Genomic DNA, 21,520 nt, shown 5'->3' on the forward strand with positions numbered 1-21,520 from the left:
CTAACCGACCTTCTCGACGAACACGCGGATGGTGCCGCCGCAGGACAGGCCGACATTCCAGGCGGTTTCGTCCGCAACGCCGAATTCGAGCATTTTTGGCTGGCCGCTCGCGATGACGTCGAGCGCTTCCGTCACGACCGCGCCCTCGACGCACCCGCCGGAGACCGAGCCGAGGAACGTGCCGTCGTCATTGATGACCAGGCTCGAGCCGGCCGGGCGCGGCGCCGAGCCCCAGGTCTCGACCACGGTGGCAAGCGCCACGCCATGGCCCTCTTTCTGCCAGGTCTCGGCGGCCTGCAGGATGTCTTCGTCGCGGTTCAGCATGGCGGCCTCCTGTGAAATCGGATGCTTCTTAGGCTACAGAGCGGATCAGGCTGCGGTGGTGCGCCGGCGGCGGGGATGACAGCGCCCCGATCAAGCCCTTGATGGACGTCAAGTTATGCACCGGGCGAAATTCGTCAACGTGGGGCAACATCATTTTGATGCCCTGCGCCTTGGCCTCGAAGCCGGAGTAGCGCAGCAGCGGATTGAGCCAGATCAGGCGGCGGCAGGAACGGTGCAATCGGTCCATCTCGAAGGCCAGTTTGGCATCAGCCTCCCGTTCTAGTCCATCGGATATAAGGAGGACGATGGCGCCCTGCCCGAGCACCCGGCGGGCCCAGAGCTGGTTAAAGCTGTGCAGCGAGGTCGCGATCCGGGTCCCGCCGGCCCAGTCCTCGACCGAGGACGAGCAGCTCGCCAGCGCCTCGTCGGGGTCACGGGCCCGCAACGCCCGCGTCACATTGGTGAGGCGGGTGCCGAACAGGAACACCGAGACCCGCTTGCGGGCGTCGGTGATGGCATGCAGGAAATGCAGGAACAGGCGGGTGTACTCGCTCATCGAGCCCGAGATATCGAGCAGCGCCACGATCGGCGCCGGCTTCTCGATCCGGCCGAGCTTTCTGATATCGATGATCTCGCCGCCGGTGCGCAGCGAGTTGCGCACGGTGCGGCGCATGTCGAGCCGCAAACCCCGCGCGTCCGGCTGGTAGCGGCGGGTCACGAGCTCGGCCTGCGGCAGCCGCATCTTGGCGATCTCGCGCGTCACCTCGGCGATCTCCGCCGCGGTCATCTGCGCAAAATCCTTCTTCTGCAGGATTTCCTTGTCGGAGACCGAGAGCTTGAGCTCCTGCTCCTGGGCCTGCGGACGCTCCTCGCTCTTCGCCGGCTGCGCCATCGCCTCCTGGACGCGGCGCGAGGCCGGCGGCGGTTTCTTCCTGGCGTGGTCCGGCAGCGGGACGGAATCCAGCATGCTCTTCCACTCCTCGGCTGCGCGGAAGAACAGCATAAAGGCCTGGCGGAAGATCAGCGCGTGCTCATGGCGCTTGACGAAGATCGCTTCCAGCGTGGCGTAGAAGTCACCGCGATGCCCGACCTCGATCAGCTGCAGCGCGTCGAGCGCATCGATCACCGAGCCCGGTCCGACCGGGAGCCCGGCCGCCCGCAGCGCGCGGGCAAAGCCGATCACGTTGTCGGCCATGTGGCCGGTCGGAGGCGCGAGGTGGTTGATCGCCATCGTGATCCATTTCCCGTCGTTCCGGGGCGCGCGCGAAGCGAGCGAACCTGGAACCTCGAGATTCCGGGTTCGATGCTGACGCATCGCCCCGGAATGACGGACGTTGTTATGACGCGCGACTTACGTCTCGCTCGTCGCTTCCTTCAATGTCTTCTGCAGCGCATCGCCCTGCATGCGCGCGATGTCGTCCTGATACTTCAAGAGCGCGCCCAGCGTGTCGCCGACGACCTGCGGCGTCAGCGAGCGGGCGTCGAGCTCGGACAGCGCGGTGGCCCAGTCGATGGTCTCGGCGACGCCCGGCGACTTGTAGAAATCCTGGTTGCGCAGCGCCTGCACGAAGCGGACGACCTGCTGCGACAGCTTTGCGGAAATGTTCGGCACCCGCGACTTGACGATCGCGAGCTCGCGCTCGGCGGAGGGATAATCCACCCAGTGATAGAGGCAGCGCCGCTTCAGCGCGTCATGAATCTCGCGCGTGCGGTTCGAGGTGATGATCACGATCGGCGGCGCCGGCGCCTTCACGGTGCCGAGCTCGGGGATCGTGACCTGGAAGTCGCTGAGGATTTCCAACAGATACGCCTCGAACGCCTCGTCGGCGCGGTCGAGCTCGTCGATCAGCAGCACCGGAGGACCTGCGACATCGGGCTCGAGCGCCTGCAGCAGCGGCCGCTTGATCAGGAAGCGCTCGGCGAAAATGTCGCTCGCGAGCTGGTCGCGATCGGTGTCGCCGGAAGCCTCCGCAAGGCGGATCGCGATCATCTGCGCCGCGCTGCTCCACTCGTAGACGGCGGAGGCGACGTCGAGGCCTTCATAGCATTGCAGGCGGATCAGCTTGCGCCCGAGCGCCGCCGACAACACTTTTGCGATCTCGGTCTTGCCGACACCGGCCTCGCCCTCGAGGAACAGCGGCCGGCCCATCCGCAGCGCGAGATAGGTCACGGTCGCGAGCGACCGCTCGGCGAGATAGCCGCGCGAGGTCAAGAGATCCTCGAGCGCATCGACGGAAGTGGGTAACGCCGATGCACTCATGGAACAGCCAGTCTTCGAACGAGAGTGAGCAAAGTCACGCCTTGGTACTTAGTCCTTGGCGTTCGCGGTTTCCACCGCCCTGCGCGTCAAAACGCCGATCAGATGCGCGCGGTATTCCGCACTGCCGTGCAGGTCGCTGTTCAGCCCGTCGGCCGAAACCGCGATGCCGTCGAGCACCTTGTGCGAGAAGCGCTTCTTAAGAGCGTCCTCGAACGCGGTGACGCGGAATACGCCGTCGGAGCCCGCACCGGTGACCGCGACGCGCACGTCGGACGGACGCTTGGCCACGAACACGCCGACCAACGCATAACGCGAGGCCTGGTTGCGGAACTTGACGTAAGCCGCCTTCTTCGGCAGCGGGAACATCACCTTGGTGATGATCTCGTCGGCCTCCAGCGCGGTCGAGAACAGGCCCTGGAAATACTCCTCGGCCTTGAGGCGGCGCTTGTTGGTGACGATGGTCGCGCCCAGCGCCAGCACCGCGGCCGGATAGTCGGCGGTCGGGTCGTTGTTGGCGAGCGAGCCGCCGATGGTGCCGCGGTGACGCACCGCGGGATCGCCGATCAGGCCGGCCAGCTCGGCCAGCGCCGGGATCGCCTCGCCGACGACCGCGGAGTTGGCAACTTCGGCGTGCTTGGCGGTGGCGCCGATGACCAGCGAGCGGCCCTTCATCTCGATCGTGTCGAGACCTTCGATATGGGAGAGGTCGACCAGATGCGGCGGGCTGGCGAGCCGCTGCTTCATGACCGGCACCAGCGTGTGACCGCCGGCGATCAGCTTGGCGTCCTCGTTCTTCACCAGGAGGTTGGCGGCCTGCCGCACGGTGCCGGGACGATGATATTTGAATTCGTACATTGGAATGTCCTGATCGCGGTCGCGATATTTACTGGGGCATGATCTTTTCGGAAAACCGCTTCACACTTTTCCGGATCATGCCCTAAGCGAGGTCCGATTTGGCCATCGCCTTGGCGCCGGCGGCGATCGAAGCGACGATGTTCTGGTAGCCGGTGCAGCGGCACAGATTGCCTTCCAGCTCCTCGCGGATCACCTCGTCGGAGAGCTCGTGGCCCTTGCGATGGACGAGGTCGACCGCGGTCATGATCATGCCCGGCGTGCAAAAGCCGCACTGCAGGCCGTGATGCTCGCGGAAGGCCTCCTGCATCGGATGCAGCGGCGCGCCATCGGCCGCCAGCCCCTCGATGGTCTTGACCTCATGACCGTCGGCCATCACCGCAAGCGTCGTGCAGGACTTCACCGCCCTGCCGTCCAGATGCACGACGCAGGCGCCGCACTGCGAGGTGTCGCAGCCGACATGGGTGCCGGTCAGCCGCAGGTTTTCGCGCAGAAACTGGACCAGAAGGGTACGGGGGTCGACATTCGCGTTCACGGGGTTGCCGTTCACGATCATTGAAATCTTGGCCATCAGCACTCTCTTATCTGCGCCACCGCATATCGGCGAAGCAGGCGGTTTTAAATCATTCCAGACGGCATAATATGGGCGCGCCCCGCGATGGGCAACCTTTGGAGCCACCCATCCAGGACATAACGGCAAGACATGGCCGGACCTGAATAATCCAGCCGAAAGGCGGGGCTAACCCTGCACCGCCTTGGCGAAATTTGCAAAGAATTCATCGGCCAGCTTCTTGGCGGCGCCGTTGATCAGGCGCTGGCCGAGCTGGGCGAGCTTGCCGCCGATCTGCGCCTCCACATTGTAGCTCAGAAGCGTGCCGCCATCCTTGTCGGCTAGGCCAACGGTGGCGCCGCCCTTGGCGAAGCCGGCGACCCCGCCCTCGCCTTCGCCTGAGATCTTGTAACCGTTCGGCGGGTCGAGATCGCTCAATGTGACCTTGCCCTTGAAGCGGGCGGAGACCGGGCCGACCTTCATCTTGGCGGTGGCACGGAAGCCGCCCTCGTCGGTCTTCTCCAGCTCTTCGCAGCCGGGAATGCAGGCCTTCAACACTTCGGGATCGTTGAGCTTGTCCCACACAGCCTGGCGCGGCGCTGCAAGCTGGACTTCGCCGGTCATTGTCATGGCCATGGGGGATCTCCTCGATCGCTAGAACCTTTTCCCCCAAGTAAAGCAGCCGGGGCGCAAAGGAAAGGGCACCTTCGGAGGATGAGCGATGCATATTCGCAACCGCAGCAAGCCAAGCCCGTTGTTCACGAAATCGCGCAATCCGCATTGTTGAAAATGCAGGCAGCCCCGGGGCATTGGCAGGGACGCGCGGGAATGGTTAGGTCGCCGGCGATGAGCACAGCCCTCTCTCCCCTGCTTGCGCCGATGCTGTCGAGCGCCGCGATGCGCGCGGTGTGCGACGACGCCGCCACGCTGCAGAACATGCTGGATTTCGAGGCCGCGCTGGCCCGCGCCGAGGTGGCCTGCGGGGTGATTCCCGCAGCTGGCGCGGGACCGATCGCCAGCGCCTGCAAGGCCGAATCATTCGACCTGGCCGCGCTGGCGGACGCCGCGACGCGGTCCGGCAATCTGGCGATCCCGCTGGTGAAGGCCCTGACCGCCAATGTCGCCAAGGCGGATGCCGAGGCGGCGCGCTACGTGCATTGGGGCGCGACCAGCCAGGACGTCATCGACACCGCGACGATGCTGTCGTTGCGCGCGGGGATCGACGCGCTGCTGGCCGACCTCGACCGCGCCGTCGCCGGCTTCGCCAAGCTTGCGCGCGCCCATCGCGACACCGCCGTGGTGGCGCGGACCTGGCTGCAGCACGCCCTGCCGATGCCGTTTGGCCTCAAGCTCGCCGAATATGCCGCGGCGCTGCATCGCTCCCGCAAGCGCTTGCTGCGCCTGCGCCGCGAGACGCTGGCGCTGCAATTCGGCGGCGCCGCCGGGACGCTCGCCGCGCTTGGCGACAAGGGCCTCGCGGTCGCCGCCGCCCTTGCGCAAGAGCTCGATCTGCCGCTGCCGGATGCACCCTGGAATACCCATCGCGACCGCATCGCCGAGGCAGCGTCGGTGTTCGCGATCCTCGCCGGCAGCTGCGGCAAGATCGCGCGCGACGTTTCGCTGATGATGCAGACCGATGTCGGCGAGGCGTTCGAGCCGGCGGGTGCCGGCCGCGGCGGCTCCTCCACCATGCCGCACAAGCGCAATCCGGTCGCCGCCGCGAGCGCGCTTGGCGCTGCGACCATGGCGCCGAATCTCGCCGCGACGATCTTCGCCGCGCAGGTGCAGGACCATGAGCGCAGCGCCGGCCCGTGGCACGCGGAATGGCCGACATTGCCGGGCCTGATGCTGGCGACCTCGGGCGCGCTTGCCGCGATCGTTGATCTCGCCGAAGGGCTCGAGGTCGATGCGGCGCGGATGCGCGTCAATCTCGATGCGACCCATGGCTTGATCATGGCGGAAGCCGTCACCTTCGCGCTCGCCGAAAAGATCGGCAAGAGCGACGCCCACCATCTGATCGAGGCCGCCAGCAAGCGCGCGGTCGCAGAGAAGAAGCATCTGCGCGAGGTGCTGTCGGCGGACGCCAAGGTCACCGCTCATCTCGACGCGAAACGAATCGCGGAGCTGTTCGACCCGATGGCCTATCAGGGCGCCTCGCAAGCGCTGATCGACCGCCTGCTGGCTTCACTGGATGACAAATAGCGACGATGTCGTTGCCGGACAAAAGCGCGAAGCGCGTCTTCGCGCAGATGACCCGGCAAGCGCATGACGAGAGGGACAAGACGATGCCGATGATCAACGCCGACGGGTGCCTGCTCAACGTTCAGGTGGACGGCCGCGACGGCGGACCGACCTTGATGCTGTCGAACTCGCTCGGCTGCACCTTGCAGATGTGGGAGCCGCAGATGCGGGCACTGACGCAGCTGTTCCGCGTCATCCGCTACGACCGCCGGGGTCACGGCAAATCCGGCGTGCCGGCGGGCCCCTACTCCATGGAGCGGTTCGGCCGCGACGTGCTGGCGATCCTCGACGATCTCAACATCGAGAAGGTGCATTGGTGCGGGCTGTCGATGGGCGGCATGGTCGGACAGTGGCTGGGAGCGAATGCTCCGGAAAGATTCGGCAAGATCATCCTCGCCAACACCGCCTGCTACTATCCCGATCCGACCAACTGGCTCAACCGCATCAAGGCGGTGAAGGAAGGCAGCATCGCCGCCGTTGCCGACACCGTGATCGCGGGCTGGCTGACCGCCGATTTCCGCGAGCGCGAGCCGGAGACCACGGCGCGCATGAAGGCGATGCTGGTTGCCTCGCCGGTCGAAGGCTATCTCGCCTGCTGCGAGGCGCTGTCGACACTCGACCAGCGCGCACTGCTGCCCAGGATCAAGAGCCCGACCCTGGTGATCGCAGGAAAGCAGGACATGGCAACACCGGTGTCGGCGGGTGAGATGATCCGCAGCGGCATTCCCGGCGCCAGCATGACGCTGCTCGATGCCGCGCATATTTCCAACGTCGAGCAGTCGCACGCCTTCACCGAAGCCGTGGTCGGCTTCCTGACGCAACGGTAATCCACAACCACAGACGTCATTGCGAGGAGCAAAGCGACGAAGCAATCCATGCCTCGTCAATCGGTGAGATGGATTGCTTCGCTTCGCTCGCAATGACGGGAGGAGACGTCAATGGACGACAATCAGCGCCGCGACGACGGCATGACGCAGCGCCGCAAGGTGCTCGGCAATGAATGGGTCGACAAGTCGATCAAGAACCGCAACGCGTTCAACACCGACTTCCAGGACCTGATCACGCGCTATGCGTGGGGCGACATCTGGACCCGGCCGCATTTCGATCACCGCACCCGCCGCGTGCTTGTGATCGGCACCATGGTCGCGCTCGGCCAGTGGGACGAATTCCGCCTGCATGTGCGCGCGGCGCTCGCCGAAGGCGGCTTCACGCCCGAGGACATCAAGGAGATCCTGCTGCAGCAGGCGATCTATTGCGGCGTGCCTGCGGCCAATCACGCCGTCAAGGAAGCCGGCGCAATCATTGCCGAGCTAGGGCTGCTGAAGGGATAGCTGGCTCGCAGGCGCGCCCGCCTCGACGACAGGCGCCTCGACGGCTCGCTTCGGCGAGGTCTCGAACAACATCACGATCGCGGTGCCGAGCAGCATCAGAAGCTCGGATGCATGCATGCGCAGCGCTTCGACCTCGCCGACCTTGGAAGCGATCATCATGCTGGCGAAGCTCAGCACGCTGCCGAGGCAGAGCGCCACCGCCAGCGCCTCGTCGGCGCCGCTGCTGCTCTTGCGCAGCGGCGAGAACGCGGTCATCGCGAGGAAGACCGCGAAGAACGCCACCACGGTGATCCGCGCCAGCGCGAGCAGCCACGCGAGCCGCACCGTCGCCATCTTGCCGAGGTGCAGATAGTCGCTGGCATAGAACGCGATCGACACGCTCGGCCGCTCATAGAGGCCATGGATCGGCGACACCATGATGCTGAAGGCAATGATGGTCCAGACCGGAATGAAATAGGCCGCAAGCAGCGCGCCGTTGAAGGAGCTGATCCGCCAGTTGTTCGACATTGCCGCTTCCCGTGCTTCCCGCGCCTTATCCGATCGGCGACGATTCAGGGCGCGAGCTAACGCCGATCAATTGCCGGCAGCAATTTAAACCCTTTGTTAAGGTTAAGCGCGATGCGATGGTTCCGGATCGATGCGATCGGGGCCCGGCCGGGATCTGCGCGAGATCGGCGCCAGCCGGGATTAAAGGGGGTAAAATGACCGAAAGAACGCGCGTTTTCGTCGCAACGCCCTGCTACGGCGGCGATCTGAAGATGGCCTATGTGTTGTCCGCCCTGAAGCTTCAGGCTGCGGCCACTGCCCGGGGCATCGACATCCAGTTCCATCTGATCGGAAACGAATCGCTGATCGTGCGCGCCCGGAACGAACTGGCCCACCAATTCCTTGCATCCGGCGCCAGCCATCTCCTGTTCATCGATGCCGATATCGGGTTCGAACCCGAGTCCGTGTTCCGGCTGCTGGATTGCGGCACTGACGTTTCGGCCGCGGCCTATCCGCTGAAGCACATCGATTGGGCCAAGGTGCAGCGGGCTGCGGAGGCCAAGCGCAAGAACCTCGCGTCATCCTCGCTGGACTATGTCGTCACATGGGAGGGCGATCAGATCACGGCGCGCGGCGACGGCTTTGCCAAGGTCCGCTATGCCGGAACCGGCTTTCTCATGATGAAGCGATCCGCCCTCGTCAGGCTGTGCGACGCCCATCCCGAACTCAAATATCGGGCGAACCACAAGAGCAACGACTTGAACACCGGCGACCTGGTTCGCGCCGACCTCGACCGCGTGTCGCTGTTCGAATGCATGATCGACAAGACGACCGGCGAGTATTTGTCCGAAGATTACGCGTTCTGCCGGCGCTGGATCGATCTCGGCGGCGAAATCTGGCTCGACCTTCGAAGCGAGCTCACGCATTTCGGTTCATACGCCTTCCGCGGCCGCTTCGCCGACCAGTTGGCCTGAACAAGACAGCCCAAGCGAAAAGGGTCTAAGCCTGAACAAGGAAGGCCTCGCCTTTCGGCGAGGCCTCCCCGCTAGTTCGGCTCAATTGTCCGAATTAGCGCTCCGGATTGGGCTTCTGGCCCTGCCGGCCCGGATCCTGCTGTTGCTGGCCGGGCTTCTGGCCGCCGCCCTGCTGCTGCTGGCCGGGCTTCTGATTGGGGTTCTGGTTCGGCTGTCCCGGATTCTGATTTGGGTTGCTCATTCAGCTACTCCCTTTGCTTTCATCAAGCTGGGGACAACGCGCGCGTCGGAAGCGCGGTTCTCGGGGAACACGGGTTCCGGCGTGATCATTGCAGGGCAAAGCCATGTCGGCCCTGTGACATCGGAACCGCATCCGCCAAACTAGTTATGTACAAGCCCTTTCTGCTGCTGCCACGCTGTTGCCGCGCCCGGGGTTCCACTGTTAGAAAACGACACGACGCGACGGATCAGGCTGCCGGGGCCCTCGCCGCGTCACCCTCGACGTAGCGTTTTCGAGCGAAGTGGGAACCGGTTCGCGTGAAGAAAGCGCGTCCAGATCAACACGAGAGCCTGGTCGGTTCTCAACCGAACAGGCTCTGACGGCAGCGTATGGATTATTTCGCCCAGCAATTGATCAACGGCCTCGTGCTCGGTTCGATCTACGGCCTGATCGCCATCGGCTACACGATGGTCTACGGCATCGTCGGCATGATCAACTTCGCGCACGGCGACATCTTCATGATCGGCGGCTTCATCGCGCTGATCTCGTTCCTGGTGCTGGTGTCGCTCGGCCTCACCGCGATCCCGCTGATCCTGCTGATCGTGCTGCTGGTCTCGATGGCGATCACCGCGCTCTATGGCTGGACCATCGAACGCATCGCCTACCGGCCCTTAAGGCATTCGTTCCGGCTGGCGCCGATGCTGTCGGCGATCGGCATGTCGTTCGTGCTGACCAATTTCTCGCAGGTGTCGCAGGGCGCGCGGGTGAAGCCGGTGCCGCCGATCATCACCGGCGGCTATACGCTGCATGAAGGCTCGTCGGGCTTCGCCGTGCAGCTCTCCAACATCCAGATCATGGTCGTGCTGGCCACCATCGTGGTGCTGGCGCTGTTCACCTGGCTGGTCTCGCGCACCCGGCTCGGACGCGACATGCGCGCCTGCGAGCAGGACCAGACCATGGCCGCGCTGCTCGGCGTCGACGTCGACCGCACCATCTCGATGACCTTCGTGATCGGCGCCGCGCTCGCCGCGGTCGCAGGCATGATGTATCTCTTGTATTACGGCCTGGTCGATTTCTTCATGGGCTTCGTCGCCGGCATCAAGGCGTTCACCGCCGCCGTGCTCGGCGGCATCGGCTCGCTGCCGGGCGCGATGCTCGGCGGGCTCGCGATCGGCCTGATCGAGACGTTCTGGTCGGCCTATTTCTCGGTGGAGTACAAGGACGTCGCCGCGTTCTCGATCCTGATCGTGGTGCTGATCTTCATGCCGACCGGCCTGCTTGGCCGTCCCGAAGTCGAAAAAGTCTGACAGGCACTTCGTGAGCGCGACCTCAGCCCGCCCCTCGCACGCCGCGCAGCCCTCGGGCAGCGCCTTCATTCTTAAGAAAGCCCTGATCAGCGCCCTTGTCGCGCTGGTGCTGTTCTCGCTGATGATCGGCATTCGCACCGAGGCCGGGCCACAGGGCGGCCTGATCTACTGGACGCGGTTCGGCGACCTCGCAGCCCTCGTCGGCGCGGTGTTCGGCGGCAGCATCGTCGTCGAGTTGCTGCGGCAATGGTGGGGACCGGTCGACAAGGACCGCGTCGTGCCGAAGCCGGTGCAATCGGCGATGTCGTTCGCCGGCCGCTGGCTGGCGCCGGCGCTCCTGGTGTTCACGTTCCTCGTGCCTGTCATCTTCTACAACCAGCGCTACATTCTCGACCTGTCGATCCTGGTCCTGACCTATGTGATGCTGGGATGGGGATTGAACGTCGTGGTCGGCCTCGCCGGCCTGCTCGACCTCGGCTATGTCGCCTTCTACGCGGTCGGCGCCTATTCCTACGCATTGCTTGCCACCAATTTCGGATTGTCGTTCTGGGTCTGCCTGCCGCTTGCCGGCATCCTGGCGGCGTTCTGGGGCGTGCTGCTCGGCTTCCCGGTGCTGCGGCTGCGCGGCGACTATCTCGCGATCGTGACGCTCGCCTTCGGCGAGATCATCCGCCTCGTCATCATCAACTGGCAGAGCCTGACCGGCGGCCCCAACGGCGTCTCGGGAATTCCCCGCCCGACCATGTTCGGCATTCCGCTGACGGCGGGTGATGACGGGCTCGCCGCCAAGCTCGGCATCGAATTCTCGCCGACCCACCGCCTCGTCTTCCTGTTCTATCTGATCCTGGCGATGGCGCTGATCACCAACTGGGTGACGATCCGGCTGCGGCGGCTGCCGATCGGCCGCGCCTGGGAGGCGCTGCGCGAGGACGAGGTCGCCTGCCGCGCGCTCGGCATCAACACCACGACGACCAAGCTGACGGCGTTCGCGACCGGTGCGATGTTCGGCGGCTTAGCCGGCGCGTTCTTCGCCACGCGGCAGGGCTTCATCAGCCCGGAATCCTTCACCTTCCAGGAATCGGCGCTGGTGCTGGCGATCGTCGTGCTCGGCGGCATGGGCTCGCAGCTTGGCGTGGCGCTCGCCGCGCTGACCATGATCGGCGGCTTCGAGCTGTTCCGCGGCCTCGATCAATACCGCATGCTGGTGTTCGGCATGGCGATGGTGCTGCTGATGATCTGGCGGCCGCGCGGGCTGATCGGCCATCGCTCGCCGACCGTGTTCCTGGAACGCAACCAGGCGATCTCGTCCGACCTCGTCAAGGAGGGCCACGGATGAGCGGCGACCACATCCTCACCGTCGACCGCCTGATGATGCGCTTCGGCGGCATCGTCGCGGTCAACGAGCTGTCCTTTGCCGCCGAGCGGCGCAAGATCACCGCGCTGATCGGGCCGAACGGCGCCGGCAAGACCACAGTGTTCAACTGCATCACCGGGTTCTACCGGCCGAGCGGCGGCGCGATCCGCCTCGCCCATGACGACGGCCGCACCATCCAGCTCGAGCGGCTGAACGATTTCCGCATCTCCAAGCAGGCCAAGGTGGCGCGCACCTTCCAGAACATCCGGCTGTTTCCCGGCATGACGGCGCTGGAAAATCTGATGGTCGCCCAGCACAACGCGCTGATGCGCGCCTCGGGCCTGACCCTGCTCGGACTGCTCGGCCTGCCGTCCTGGCGCGAGGCCGAGCAGCGCGCCATCGATCTGGCGCGGACCTGGCTCGCGCGCGTCGGCCTGCTCGACCGTGCCGACGATGCCGCGGGCAACCTGCCCTATGGCGACCAGCGCAGGCTCGAGATCGCGCGCGCGATGTGCACTGAACCGGCGCTGCTCTGTCTCGACGAGCCGGCGGCCGGACTGAACGCGCGCGAGAGCGGCGGGCTCAACGAACTGCTGCTGTCGATCCGTAACGAACAGGGCACCTCGATCCTTCTGATCGAGCACGACATGTCGGTCGTGATGGAGATCTCCGATCACGTCGTGGTCATGGATTACGGCGTCAAGATCGCCGAAGGCACGCCGCAGACGGTGCGCGACGACCCCAAGGTGATCGCCGCGTATCTCGGCGCCGACGAGGAAGAGGCGATCGCCGTGATGGAGAGCGGCACGTGAGCGCGGCACAGGCAACGACACCCCTGCTCGCGGTGCGCGGCGTGCGCGCGGCGTATGGCAAGATCGAGGCGCTGAAGGGCGTCGATATCGAGATCAATCGCGGGGAGATCGTTGCCCTGATCGGCGCCAACGGCGCCGGCAAGTCGACGCTGATGATGACGATTTTCGGCAGGCCGCGCGCCCGCGCCGGCGCCATCGAGTTTGACGGCCGTGACATCACCGGCGTGCCGACCCACGAGATCGCGCGGCTGCGCATCGCACAATCGCCGGAGGGCCGGCGGATCTTTCCGCGCATGAGCGTCGCGGAAAACCTGCAGATGGGCGCCGATGCCACCGAATGCAGCGAGGCCGAGCGCGCAGCCGGGCTCGAGCGGGTGTTCGCGCTGTTCCCGCGCCTGAAGGAACGGGTCGCACAACGCGGCGGCACGCTGTCGGGCGGCGAGCAGCAGATGCTGGCGATCGGCCGCGCCCTGATGAGCCGGCCGCGGCTGTTGATGCTGGACGAGCCCTCGCTCGGGCTCGCGCCGCTGATCGCGCGGCAGATCTTCGACGCCATCCGCACGCTGAACCGGCAGGACGGCCTCACCGTCCTGATCGTGGAGCAGAACGCCAATCATGCGCTGAAGCTCGCCCATCGCGGCTATGTCATGGTCAACGGCCTGATCACGCTGGCCGGAACCGGCGCCGAATTGCTGCAGCGCCCGGAAATCCGCGCCGCCTATCTGGAAGGCGGCCGCCGCGGCTAGCTTAACGTTCCGTGCCGCCCCCGCAAGCAAGACGCGGCGGATGCAGCGTCGATTTACCTGAAAATTGCCGGTGACTTCGCCGCGAAATCAGCTGAGAATGCCCGCGGTTTTGGGGCCCGGCGTGCCGGGCCCCTCCCGCAAGAGGCAACGACCACGAGGGACGTCTCATGAAATCACTGAAGCTCATCGGCCTGGCACTTGGCGCCTCGTTCGCATTATCGGCGAGCGCGTTCGCGCAAGACATCACCATCGCAGTCGCGGGCCCGATGACGGGCTCCGAATCCGCTTTCGGCCGGCAGATGAAGAACGGCGCCGAGCAGGCGGTCGCCGACATCAACGCCGCCGGCGGCGTGCTCGGCAAGAAGCTCGCGCTGGAAGCCGACGACGATGCCTGCGATCCGAAGCAGGCGCGCTCGATCGCGGAAAAGATCGGCTCTTCGAAGATCCCGTTCGTGGCCGGCCATTTCTGCTCGTCGTCCTCGATCCCGGCCTCCGAGGCCTACGCCGACGCCAACGTGCTGCAGATCACCCCGGCCTCGACCAACCCGCTGTTCACCGAGCGCAAGCTCTGGAACGTGGCGCGCGTCTGCGGCCGTGACGACCAGCAGGGCCTGGTCGCCGCCGACTACATCATGAAGAACTACAAGGGCAAGAACGTCGCGATCCTGAACGACAAGACCACCTATGGCAAAGGCCTCGCCGACGAGACCAAGAAGGCGCTGAACAAGGCCGGCTTCCAGGAGAAGATGTTCGAGTCCTACAATAAGGGCGACAAGGACTTCAACTCGATCGTCTCGCGCCTGAAGCGCGACAACATCGATCTGGTCTATGTCGGCGGCTACCATCAGGAAGCCGGCCTGATCCTGCGCCAGATGCGCGACCAGGGCCTGCAGACCGTGCTGATGGCGGGCGACGCCATGAACGACAAGGAGTTCGCCTCGATCACCGGCCCCGCCGCCGAAGGCACGCTGTTCACCTTCGGTCCGGATCCGCGCAACAAGCCGACCGCGAAGGCGATCGTCGAGAAGTTCAAGGCCAAGAACATCGACCCCGAGGGCTACACGCTCTACACCTACGCCGCGATGCAGGTGTGGACGCAGGCAGTCGCCAAGGCCGGCTCGACCGACGCCAAGAAGGTGATGGACACCATCAAGGCCGGCGAGTGGGACACCGTGCTCGGCAAGATGGCCTTCGACGCCAAGGGCGACATCAAGGCGATCGATTACGTCGTTTACAAGTGGGACGCCAAGGGCAACTACACCGAGATCAATCCGAAGGGCTCCTGAGCCTCTCGCGCGTCTGATCCAATCAGAGATACGAGAACGCCCCGGTCCGCCGGGGCGTTTTTTTTGACCTGATGCCTGCAAGTCTTACCGCCCGTCTCCGCCCGCCCGCGCGCCGGACGGTTGATGCATCCGTCGCGGCTGCTATACCGGATCGATCGGACAGCAGGCGGATGGACCCATCGTGAAAAACCTTCTCACCGATATTGCCGGCGTTGCCGTCGGCCATGCCGACGATCCCACGGTCGCCTCCGGTGTCACCGCCATCCTGTTCGAGCGGCCGGCAGTCGCCTCGATCGATGTCCGCGGCGGCGGTCCCGGCACCCGCGAGGAAGCGCTGCTTTCGCCGCACAATGTCGTCGAGGCAATCGACGCCATCGCGCTGTCCGGCGGCTCGGCGCACGGGCTCGACGCCGCCGGCGGCGTGCAGGCCTGGCTCGCCGAGCGCGGCCGCGGCTTCCGCATCCGCGACGCGGTGATCCCAATCGTGCCGGGCGCGATCTGCTTCGACCTGCTCAACGGCGGCAACAAGGCGTGGGGACGCTTTCCGCCCTATCGCGATCTCGGCTACGCGGCGGCCAATGCGGCCTCTGATGCCTTCGAGCTCGGCAGCGTCGGCGCTGGCCTGGGCGCGACCACGGCCAATCTGAAGGGCGGCCTCGGCTCGGCGTCTGACGTGACCGATGACGGCGTGAAGGTGGCGGCGCTCGCGGTGGTCAACGCGGTCGGCAGCGTCACGGTCGGCAGCGGCCCTTGGTTCTGGGCGGCGCCGTTCGAGGTCGGCGGCGAGTTCGGCGGGCGCGGCCTGCCGCCCGCGTTCACGCCGGACATGCTGAAGGCGCGGCTGAAGGGCGGCGCCGACGCCAGCGCCGCCGAGAACACCACCCTCGTCGTTGTCGTGACCGATGCGCAGCTGACGAAGCCGCAGGCGCGGCGGCTTGCGATGATCGCGCAGACCGGCATGGCGCGCGCGATCTATCCCGTGCACGCCCCGCTCGACGGCGACGTGGTGTTTGCCGCCGCGACCGGCGCCAAGCCGATCGATCCGCTGTTCGGCCTCACTAAGCTCGGTGCGCTCGCCGCCAACACGGTGGCGCGCGCCATCGCCCGCGGCGTCCATTCGGCGACCGCGCTGCCGTTCGCCGGCGCGTTGCCGAGCTGGCGGGACAGATTCGGTTAGGCGAAGGCCGTGTGCTCCCTCGCCCCGTTCTTACGGGGTCGAGACGAGCCAAGCTCGCTCTTAGAGGATTGCGGTGAGGGGCTGCCTCAGCATCGTGGGTGACAGACGGACTCGCGGAGACTCCCCTCACCCGGAACGCATCTAGCGATGCGTTCCGGCCTCTCCCCGCACGCGGGGAGAGGCGGAGCTCGCGGCTACGCTGTCTCAGATAGCGTAATGTGTTACGCGCTGACCGAGATCGCAGCGAAGTTCTGCGCGGAGATCGCCTTCGCCTGGCGCTGGATCAGCTGCTCGACGATATTGTAGGACGAGGCCGCGTTGAGGGTCGCGGAGGATGCGGCTGGCGTCGTCATCGCCACCTTCGAGCCGTCGGCATAGGTCGTCGTCGTGGTGGTGGAGCCGTCGCTGTTGGTCACCGACGTCGAGGTCGCGCCGTCCAGCGCCTGCATCAAGGGATCTGAGCTCGATCCGCCCGCGCCGCTGCCGGAGCCGGATCCATCGGTCGAGCCAGTGGCCATGTGATGGCGATGATGGCCGCCGCCCTTATGGCTCTGCAATGCCTGCGACATCTCGTCGAGGCTGACGCTACCGTCGCCATTGCTGTCGAGCTTGGAGAACACGTCGTCGGCCTGCGCCGTGTTGGTGCCGCCGGCGCCGAGCGCGTTCTCGAATTCGGACTGGGTGATCTTGCCGTTGCCGTCGGCATCGATCTGCGAGAACAGGTCCTTGAGGGCATCCGACCGGCTGGCCGCCGTCGGGCTGTTTGAAACCGCGGTCTGCGACTGGCTTTGCGCGGAAATCAGCGCGCCCATCGTCAGTGGTGAAATCTGCGCGGAGCCGCTGCCCGAGCCGGTGCCGGTGCTGCTGCCGGTCGACGTCGAGGTACCGGTCGAAGGGGCGAACAGGCCGGTGGTCTGACTCCCCTGACCGGAGCTGCCGGTCTGGGTCGTCGACTTCGACGACATCAGCGAGCTCAAGAGGTCAATGGCCGACGACGCAGCGCCAAGGGCGAACAGCATGGCAATACTCCAACAGGGCCGCGCCTGGCGGCTCAAACGCTGGTCAGTGGCTGAGCAAGGGGCGTGCCATGGCAAAAACCCAGTAAAACCAGGCGGTCCCGCGTCGAAGCGGGTTCCGCGCACCCGGCAAGAGCTGCCGCCGGCGGAAGAATTTTCCGATCCCGGAGCGCCGTCGGTTCGCATTGCCCGCCACGCGTCCGCATGTTAGGCGGGCTCACCCGTCGCCCCCTGAAGTCTTCCGGAACAGCTGACATGACTCAGTCATTCACCCCGCGTCCCCTCGTTATCGCTCCGTCGATCCTGGCGTCGGATTTCTCAAAGCTCGGCGAGGAGGTCCGCGCCGTCGACCAGGCCGGTGCCGACTGGATCCATCTCGACGTGATGGACGGACACTTTGTGCCGAACATCTCCTACGGCCCCGACGTCATCAAGGCGATGCGGCCGCACACCAAGAAGATCTTCGACGCCCATCTGATGATCTCGCCCTGCGATCCCTACCTGGAGGCGTTCGCCAAGGCGGGCTGCGACCACATCACGGTGCATGCCGAGGCCGGCCCGCATTTGCACCGCTCGTTGCAGGCAATCCGCGCGCTCGGCAAGAAGGCCGGCGTCTCGCTCAATCCGGCAACGCCGGCGAGCGCGATCGAATATGTGCTCGACCTGATCGACCTCGTGCTGGTCATGTCGGTCAATCCCGGCTTCGGCGGCCAGGCCTTCATCCGCTCGGCGATCGGCAAGATCAGCGACGTCAGGGCGATGGTCGCGGGCCGCCCGATCGATATCGAGGTCGACGGCGGCGTTGCGCCCGACGTCGCGGGCCAGCTCGCGGCCGCCGGCGCCAACGCCTTCGTCGCGGGGTCCGCCGTGTTCAAGGGCGGCACCGTCGAGGCCTACAAGACCAACATCGCCGCGATCCGCCATGCGGCGGCCGAGGCACGCGGCGAGGCGATCTGATGATCCGGAGAAACTAGAACAACGCGGGCGGCGTGACCGCGGCATTGGCCGCCTGGTCCGCCGCCTCATCGCCCTCGCCGTCCTCCGCTTGCGAGGCCAGCCGCGACGGCCGCACCACGGTCACCGTGCACGGCGCCTCCCCCGCGACCTTGGCGGACACGGTGCCGAGCAGCGCACGCCGCGGCGAGTTCTGCCGCGCGCCGATGATGATGTGGTCGACCAGATTGACCGCGGCGAATTCCAGGATCGCGGCGGCGGGATCGATCGCCTCCAGCACATGCACGGTCAGCCGTCCTTCCTCGAGCCCGAACGGCCGCGCCCAGTGCTGCAGCGCCACCAGGCGGTCGACGTGCTTGTTCTGGCCCTGCTCGTCATGGGTGCGGTCGATCGCCAGGCGATTGAGCTTCAGCACATTCACGCAAGCCAGTCGCGCCGACGGCGAGGTCGACAGCACCCGCTCGGCGGTGACGCGGATGGTGTCGTTCAGCGCCTCGGCTCCCTCGCCGATATCGAGCGCGACAGCAACGATCGGGCTCGAGGCGAGCTGGGCCGCGACATCAGACTTCGGCCGCGGCGGCACCGCGCCGAGATTGAAACGGCGGCGCCAGACCGTGCCGAGCGGATCGCGGCTCAGCCGCTGCGCCCGCGCCGTCAGCTTCACCTGATCGGGATGGCCGAGATCGAAGGCAAGCTGCGCCGCGGTCGGATAGCGCGCCGCGGGGTCGATCTCCAGGCAGCGCAGCACGATCTCCTGCAGCCATGGCGGATAGTCGGGCTTCAGCTGGCGCGGCGGATACGGGTCACGCCACAGCCGCCGGCGCATGCCGCGCAGGCTTTCGGTCTCGCCGAACGGGCGGACGCCGGTGGTGAAAAAGTAGAGCAGCACGCCGAGCGAAAACAGATCGCTGCGCGGATCGTCGCGCACGCCGAGCAGGCGCTCCGGCGCCATGTAGGGCGCGGTGCCGTAAGGCAGGCGAAACTCCTCCTGCAACAGGTCGGGCAGATGGCGGTGGTGCGAGAGGCCGAAATCGATCAGCACCGCCTCGCCGCGCTCGCGGAACATGATGCTGCTCGGCTTGATGTCGTGATGGATGACGTTCTGCCGGTGCAGGCTGGCGAGCGCGGTGGCGACCTTGCCGCCGATCACCCTCGCCTCCTCATACGGCAGCGGCAGCTCGCCGAGCCGCTTGTAGAGCGTCTGCCCGGGGATGCGCTCCATCACCACATAGGCCTGGCGTTCGAAGTCGCCGGTGCCGAAACAGGCCGGCACGTGCGGCCCTGACAGCCGCGGCAGGATCATCTGCTCCATCTCGAAGCTGACGATCGCGGCCGGATCCTCGCCCTCCGAGGTCAGCGGCACCTTCATCAGCAGCGGCACGGTGATGCCGGGATGGGTGACGCTCCACAGCGTCGCCATGCCGCCGCGGTGCACGCGTTCGCCGATGGTGAAGCCGTCGATCTCGGCGCCCGCCTGCATCGCCAGCGCCGCCATCGGCGTCACCGGCCGAGCGGCAGACGGTCGGCGAGCCAGTGCGGCAGGCCGCTCGCCTTGATCCGCGCCGCCGCGGTCGCAACGTCGTAGGGCACGCGATGATAGGTGATCTCGCGGCTTATGGTGTCGAACATCGCAAACGACGCCGCGGGATCGCCGTCGCGCGGTTGGCCGACCGAGCCGAGCACCGCAAGCCAGCGCCGCCCCGGCAGCAATTGAACGGCGATGCCCGAAGTCGGAACGAAGCTCGTCATCTTGGCGGTCGAGGACATCGAATAGAGGCCGGGACGATGGATGTGGCCGCAGAACGTGATCTGCAGCTCGGTTGCCATCATGCTGCGCGCGGCGTCGGCGGTGTCGCGAACATAGCGCCATTTCGTGGGCTCCGAAGCTTCGGAGTGCACGTAGAGCCTGTTGTCCTCCTGCCGTGACATCGGAAGCTCGGCGAGGAACTCCTTCTGCTCGCCGCTGAGCCGGCCGCGGGTCCAGTCGATCGCGGCCTGCGCTTCGGCATTCATGCTGTCGCTCGGCACTCCGATCGCATTGTCATGATTGCCGCGCACCGCGATCGCACCCTTGGCGACGAGGTCCATCACCGTATCGACGGCCCATTCGGGATCGGCGCCGTAGCCGACGATATCGCCGAGGCAGATCAGCCGCTCGGCGCCGCGCGCACGCGCAGCGTCGAGGCAGGCGACGAAGGCCTGCCGGTTGGCGTGAATATCGGCGAACAGTGCAAGCCGCATCGTGGTCCGCGTTGCTGATCCCTATCCGATATCAGCACACGCGGCCCCGGGCTCGCAATCGGGCCAAAGGCGTCAGGTGGTCAGAGGATGTCGGCAGAAAGGTCGGTCAGGGCTTGCAGACCCGCAGACCCTTCAGCAGCAGGGCCAGCAGCGCATCGATCCGTCCCGGACATTCCGGCTTGGCCCATTCCTCGGCATGCGCCGGGTGATGGTAGCGGACGGTGGCGTCGAACACGGCACGCGCGGTCGCCTTCACATTGTCGATCTCGAACACGCCCTGCGCGACACCGTCGGACAGGATTTTCGCGATCAGGTCGACCTGCTTGTCCTTGTAGGCTTCCACCACCTCACGCGCGTCCTGCGCCAGCGCCAGATAGGTCGCGAACATCTCGGGATCGTCGCACACCTTCTTCTGCTTGATCGTGAAGGCGGTGCGCAGCCATTGCTCCAGCCGCTCCGGCGCGGGGCCATTGCCAGCTGCGATCTTGCACAGCGGCTCGTTGGCGCGGTCGAGCCAGCGCTTGGCGACGGCATCGCGCAGCGAGGCTTTGCTGGGGAAGTGACGGTAGACGCTGCCGTGGCTGACATCCAGCGCACGGGCAACGTCGACAACGGTGGCCTTGGTCAGCCCGAAGCGCCTCAAGACATCCTCAGTTGCCTCGAGGATCCGCTCGGGTGTCAAAACCACCGCCTCGTTCATGCGTTTACCGTCTGGTTATCGCTGTCCTGCCCGCGGGTGAACTTGGCGGCCTGGGCGGCCAAGTGGCGGGCGACGCGAAGATTGAGCCACTGTTGAATCTGGGCGGTCAATTGAAAGATTTCTATGGTCATGGAGGTAGTCCTTCGAGGTAGTCAAATTAAGTCCGGCTCCCCGGCCAACGCCGGAACAGCCACTGGGCGCCCTCCTCCCTTGGGGCTGGTGAGTGTATACACCATCCCGCTGACAGATTTCAATATCTGTCAGACAATATTTTGTGAAATGACAGGTTGGGCCTCCGGAAGGGCCCACCCCTGGCTCATGGGCGCTACAACGTTCCGTGAGCAGCCGGGGCGATCTGCCAGTCCGCGCCTATGTCTCGCTCAGGGCTACCCAGGAGAGGTTTGCATGGACCGGCCAATGACCTTGAAGGAGATCGCCAAGATCACCGCGGGCGCGGTGGTCTCGCTCGTCATTGTCGGGTGGCTGATGGTTCTCGCGATCGCATTCCTGACGGTGCTGTAAGCCCGCTCCACCGCGCCGGCCCCTCACCGTGCCCTGCCGCCGGAATCGAAAGGGGCCGCTTCACGCAGCGGCCCCTTTGCCGGGAAAAATGGCTTGGGGATAAAATCTAGCCCCGGTTAGCCCCAAGACTACACACTTCAGGGAATTGAGGAATTCCGGATGATTAC

Annotated in this window: 24 protein-coding genes; 11 read left to right on the plus strand and 13 right to left on the minus strand. The window is 65.8% G+C overall.

The genetic code is table 11. The annotated features are described in order from the left end of the window. From ACVWYP_RS31610 to ACVWYP_RS31635, 6 genes are all read right to left on the minus strand, one after another. Positions 1-324, minus strand: a complete 324-nt coding sequence (locus ACVWYP_RS31610; protein WP_018272401.1) for an XdhC family protein — start codon at positions 322-324, stop codon at positions 1-3. Between the two features lie 28 nt (positions 325-352). Further along, on the minus strand, positions 353-1,555 hold the full coding sequence (locus tag ACVWYP_RS31615; protein ID WP_304496031.1) for a vWA domain-containing protein: 1,203 nt from the start codon (positions 1,553-1,555) through the stop codon (positions 353-355). Positions 1,556-1,675: 120 nt separating this feature from the next. Next, entirely contained in the window at positions 1,676-2,584 is a 909-nt protein-coding gene (locus ACVWYP_RS31620; protein ID WP_016840416.1) for an AAA family ATPase, read from the minus strand. A gap of 48 nt (positions 2,585-2,632) precedes the next feature. Further along, positions 2,633-3,439 carry an FAD binding domain-containing protein gene (locus ACVWYP_RS31625; protein ID WP_016840415.1) on the minus strand — a complete coding sequence of 269 codons (807 nt, stop codon included), beginning with the start codon at positions 3,437-3,439 and terminating at the stop codon, positions 2,633-2,635. A gap of 82 nt (positions 3,440-3,521) precedes the next feature. Further along, a complete protein-coding gene (locus tag ACVWYP_RS31630; RefSeq protein WP_028336799.1) occupies positions 3,522-4,007 on the minus strand; it encodes a (2Fe-2S)-binding protein in 486 nt (161 codons plus the stop codon). Positions 4,008-4,175: 168 nt separating this feature from the next. Next, positions 4,176-4,622 carry an SRPBCC family protein gene (locus ACVWYP_RS31635; RefSeq protein ID WP_016840413.1) on the minus strand — a complete coding sequence of 149 codons (447 nt, stop codon included), beginning with the start codon at positions 4,620-4,622 and terminating at the stop codon, positions 4,176-4,178. Between the two features lie 210 nt (positions 4,623-4,832). On the opposite strand from ACVWYP_RS31635, the gene ACVWYP_RS31640 reads away from it, so the two are divergent. The 3 genes from ACVWYP_RS31640 to ACVWYP_RS31650 all read left to right on the plus strand — a co-directional run bounded on the left by ACVWYP_RS31640 (position 4,833) and on the right by ACVWYP_RS31650 (position 7,558). After that, complete coding sequence (locus tag ACVWYP_RS31640) at positions 4,833-6,188, plus strand: 3-carboxy-cis,cis-muconate cycloisomerase (protein ID WP_304496032.1); 1,356 nt, start codon at positions 4,833-4,835, stop codon at positions 6,186-6,188. A gap of 83 nt (positions 6,189-6,271) precedes the next feature. Then, entirely contained in the window at positions 6,272-7,054 is a 783-nt protein-coding gene (pcaD, locus tag ACVWYP_RS31645; protein WP_304496033.1) for a 3-oxoadipate enol-lactonase, read from the plus strand. A gap of 111 nt (positions 7,055-7,165) precedes the next feature. Continuing rightward, a complete protein-coding gene (locus tag ACVWYP_RS31650) occupies positions 7,166-7,558 on the plus strand; it encodes a carboxymuconolactone decarboxylase family protein (protein ID WP_028339924.1) in 393 nt (130 codons plus the stop codon). Here ACVWYP_RS31650 and ACVWYP_RS31655 read toward each other — a convergent pair. After that, positions 7,538-8,065 carry a hypothetical protein gene (locus ACVWYP_RS31655; protein WP_304496034.1) on the minus strand — a complete coding sequence of 176 codons (528 nt, stop codon included), beginning with the start codon at positions 8,063-8,065 and terminating at the stop codon, positions 7,538-7,540. The two genes, ACVWYP_RS31650 and ACVWYP_RS31655, sit on opposite strands and share 21 nt — an antisense overlap. 194 nt (positions 8,066-8,259) lie before the next feature. Here ACVWYP_RS31655 and ACVWYP_RS31660 point away from each other — a divergent pair, with 194 nt between their 5' ends. Further along, positions 8,260-9,018 carry a hypothetical protein gene (locus ACVWYP_RS31660; RefSeq protein ID WP_028339922.1) on the plus strand — a complete coding sequence of 253 codons (759 nt, stop codon included), beginning with the start codon at positions 8,260-8,262 and terminating at the stop codon, positions 9,016-9,018. Positions 9,019-9,112: 94 nt separating this feature from the next. Here ACVWYP_RS31660 and ACVWYP_RS31665 read toward each other — a convergent pair whose 3' ends face one another. After that, entirely contained in the window at positions 9,113-9,259 is a 147-nt protein-coding gene (locus ACVWYP_RS31665) for a hypothetical protein (protein ID WP_162832451.1), read from the minus strand. A 368-nt stretch (positions 9,260-9,627) separates the two neighbouring features. Between ACVWYP_RS31665 and ACVWYP_RS31670 the strand changes: the two genes are divergently transcribed. The 6 genes from ACVWYP_RS31670 to ACVWYP_RS31695 all read left to right on the plus strand — a co-directional run bounded on the left by ACVWYP_RS31670 (position 9,628) and on the right by ACVWYP_RS31695 (position 15,920). Next, positions 9,628-10,545, plus strand: coding sequence for an ABC transporter permease subunit (locus ACVWYP_RS31670; RefSeq protein WP_028339921.1), 918 nt, complete (start codon positions 9,628-9,630; stop codon positions 10,543-10,545). Between the two features lie 10 nt (positions 10,546-10,555). Further along, positions 10,556-11,881 (plus strand): high-affinity branched-chain amino acid ABC transporter permease LivM, encoded by a 1,326-nt coding sequence (gene livM / locus ACVWYP_RS31675; protein WP_028339920.1) that lies wholly within the window; start codon positions 10,556-10,558, stop codon positions 11,879-11,881. Continuing rightward, on the plus strand, positions 11,878-12,711 hold the full coding sequence (locus ACVWYP_RS31680) for an ABC transporter ATP-binding protein (protein WP_304496035.1): 834 nt from the start codon (positions 11,878-11,880) through the stop codon (positions 12,709-12,711). The genes livM and ACVWYP_RS31680 overlap by 4 nt, the downstream gene beginning before the upstream one ends. Beyond that, entirely contained in the window at positions 12,708-13,457 is a 750-nt protein-coding gene (locus ACVWYP_RS31685) for an ABC transporter ATP-binding protein (RefSeq protein WP_018272406.1), read from the plus strand. Before ACVWYP_RS31680 ends, ACVWYP_RS31685 begins: the two co-directional genes overlap by 4 nt. 167 nt (positions 13,458-13,624) lie before the next feature. Beyond that, positions 13,625-14,743 (plus strand): branched-chain amino acid ABC transporter substrate-binding protein, encoded by a 1,119-nt coding sequence (locus ACVWYP_RS31690; RefSeq protein ID WP_028339917.1) that lies wholly within the window; start codon positions 13,625-13,627, stop codon positions 14,741-14,743. A 181-nt stretch (positions 14,744-14,924) separates the two neighbouring features. Continuing rightward, entirely contained in the window at positions 14,925-15,920 is a 996-nt protein-coding gene (locus ACVWYP_RS31695; RefSeq protein WP_304496036.1) for a P1 family peptidase, read from the plus strand. A 221-nt stretch (positions 15,921-16,141) separates the two neighbouring features. Here ACVWYP_RS31695 and ACVWYP_RS31700 read toward each other — a convergent pair whose 3' ends face one another. After that, positions 16,142-16,939: an EF-hand domain-containing protein gene (locus ACVWYP_RS31700; RefSeq protein WP_028339915.1), complete on the minus strand. Its 798-nt coding sequence runs from the start codon at positions 16,937-16,939 to the stop codon at positions 16,142-16,144. A 252-nt stretch (positions 16,940-17,191) separates the two neighbouring features. On the opposite strand from ACVWYP_RS31700, the gene rpe reads away from it, so the two are divergent. Beyond that, entirely contained in the window at positions 17,192-17,893 is a 702-nt protein-coding gene (rpe, locus tag ACVWYP_RS31705; RefSeq protein ID WP_028339914.1) for a ribulose-phosphate 3-epimerase, read from the plus strand. A gap of 13 nt (positions 17,894-17,906) precedes the next feature. On the opposite strand, the gene ACVWYP_RS31710 is transcribed toward rpe, so the two are convergent. From ACVWYP_RS31710 to ACVWYP_RS31725, 4 genes are all read right to left on the minus strand, one after another. Further along, positions 17,907-19,385 (minus strand): serine/threonine protein kinase, encoded by a 1,479-nt coding sequence (locus ACVWYP_RS31710; RefSeq protein WP_028339913.1) that lies wholly within the window; start codon positions 19,383-19,385, stop codon positions 17,907-17,909. Positions 19,386-19,390: 5 nt separating this feature from the next. Next, entirely contained in the window at positions 19,391-20,131 is a 741-nt protein-coding gene (locus ACVWYP_RS31715) for a metallophosphoesterase family protein (RefSeq protein WP_304496037.1), read from the minus strand. A 106-nt stretch (positions 20,132-20,237) separates the two neighbouring features. After that, complete coding sequence (locus tag ACVWYP_RS31720) at positions 20,238-20,831, minus strand: TetR family transcriptional regulator (protein WP_304496038.1); 594 nt, start codon at positions 20,829-20,831, stop codon at positions 20,238-20,240. Next, complete coding sequence (locus tag ACVWYP_RS31725) at positions 20,828-20,962, minus strand: hypothetical protein (protein ID WP_016843141.1); 135 nt, start codon at positions 20,960-20,962, stop codon at positions 20,828-20,830. Before ACVWYP_RS31725 ends, ACVWYP_RS31720 begins: the two co-directional genes overlap by 4 nt. Positions 20,963-21,520 lie beyond the last annotated feature (558 nt).

The sequence above is a fragment of the Bradyrhizobium sp. USDA 3262 genome, from assembly GCF_054060035.1.

Bases quoted from the DNA above. Each gene is read 5' to 3' on its own strand.
- ACVWYP_RS31610 (WP_018272401.1), bottom strand. From the start codon at position 324: ATGCTGAACCGCGACGAAGACATCCTGCAGGCCGCCGAGACCTGGCAG.
- ACVWYP_RS31615 (WP_304496031.1), bottom strand. From the start codon at position 1,555: ATGGCGATCAACCACCTCGCGCCTCCGACCGGCCACATGGCCGACAAC.
- ACVWYP_RS31620 (WP_016840416.1), bottom strand. From the start codon at position 2,584: ATGAGTGCATCGGCGTTACCCACTTCCGTCGATGCGCTCGAGGATCTC.
- ACVWYP_RS31625 (WP_016840415.1), bottom strand. From the start codon at position 3,439: ATGTACGAATTCAAATATCATCGTCCCGGCACCGTGCGGCAGGCCGCC.
- ACVWYP_RS31630 (WP_028336799.1), bottom strand. From the start codon at position 4,007: ATGGCCAAGATTTCAATGATCGTGAACGGCAACCCCGTGAACGCGAAT.
- ACVWYP_RS31635 (WP_016840413.1), bottom strand. From the start codon at position 4,622: ATGGCCATGACAATGACCGGCGAAGTCCAGCTTGCAGCGCCGCGCCAG.
- ACVWYP_RS31640 (WP_304496032.1), top strand. From the start codon at position 4,833: ATGAGCACAGCCCTCTCTCCCCTGCTTGCGCCGATGCTGTCGAGCGCC.
- pcaD (WP_304496033.1), top strand. From the start codon at position 6,272: ATGCCGATGATCAACGCCGACGGGTGCCTGCTCAACGTTCAGGTGGAC.
- ACVWYP_RS31650 (WP_028339924.1), top strand. From the start codon at position 7,166: ATGGACGACAATCAGCGCCGCGACGACGGCATGACGCAGCGCCGCAAG.
- ACVWYP_RS31655 (WP_304496034.1), bottom strand. From the start codon at position 8,065: ATGTCGAACAACTGGCGGATCAGCTCCTTCAACGGCGCGCTGCTTGCG.
- ACVWYP_RS31660 (WP_028339922.1), top strand. From the start codon at position 8,260: ATGACCGAAAGAACGCGCGTTTTCGTCGCAACGCCCTGCTACGGCGGC.
- ACVWYP_RS31665 (WP_162832451.1), bottom strand. From the start codon at position 9,259: ATGAGCAACCCAAATCAGAATCCGGGACAGCCGAACCAGAACCCCAAT.
- ACVWYP_RS31670 (WP_028339921.1), top strand. From the start codon at position 9,628: ATGGATTATTTCGCCCAGCAATTGATCAACGGCCTCGTGCTCGGTTCG.
- ACVWYP_RS31680 (WP_304496035.1), top strand. From the start codon at position 11,878: ATGAGCGGCGACCACATCCTCACCGTCGACCGCCTGATGATGCGCTTC.
- ACVWYP_RS31690 (WP_028339917.1), top strand. From the start codon at position 13,625: ATGAAATCACTGAAGCTCATCGGCCTGGCACTTGGCGCCTCGTTCGCA.
- ACVWYP_RS31700 (WP_028339915.1), bottom strand. From the start codon at position 16,939: ATGCTGTTCGCCCTTGGCGCTGCGTCGTCGGCCATTGACCTCTTGAGC.
- rpe (WP_028339914.1), top strand. From the start codon at position 17,192: ATGACTCAGTCATTCACCCCGCGTCCCCTCGTTATCGCTCCGTCGATC.
- ACVWYP_RS31710 (WP_028339913.1), bottom strand. From the start codon at position 19,385: ATGGCGGCGCTGGCGATGCAGGCGGGCGCCGAGATCGACGGCTTCACC.
- ACVWYP_RS31715 (WP_304496037.1), bottom strand. From the start codon at position 20,131: ATGCGGCTTGCACTGTTCGCCGATATTCACGCCAACCGGCAGGCCTTC.
- ACVWYP_RS31720 (WP_304496038.1), bottom strand. From the start codon at position 20,831: ATGAACGAGGCGGTGGTTTTGACACCCGAGCGGATCCTCGAGGCAACT.
- ACVWYP_RS31725 (WP_016843141.1), bottom strand. From the start codon at position 20,962: ATGACCATAGAAATCTTTCAATTGACCGCCCAGATTCAACAGTGGCTC.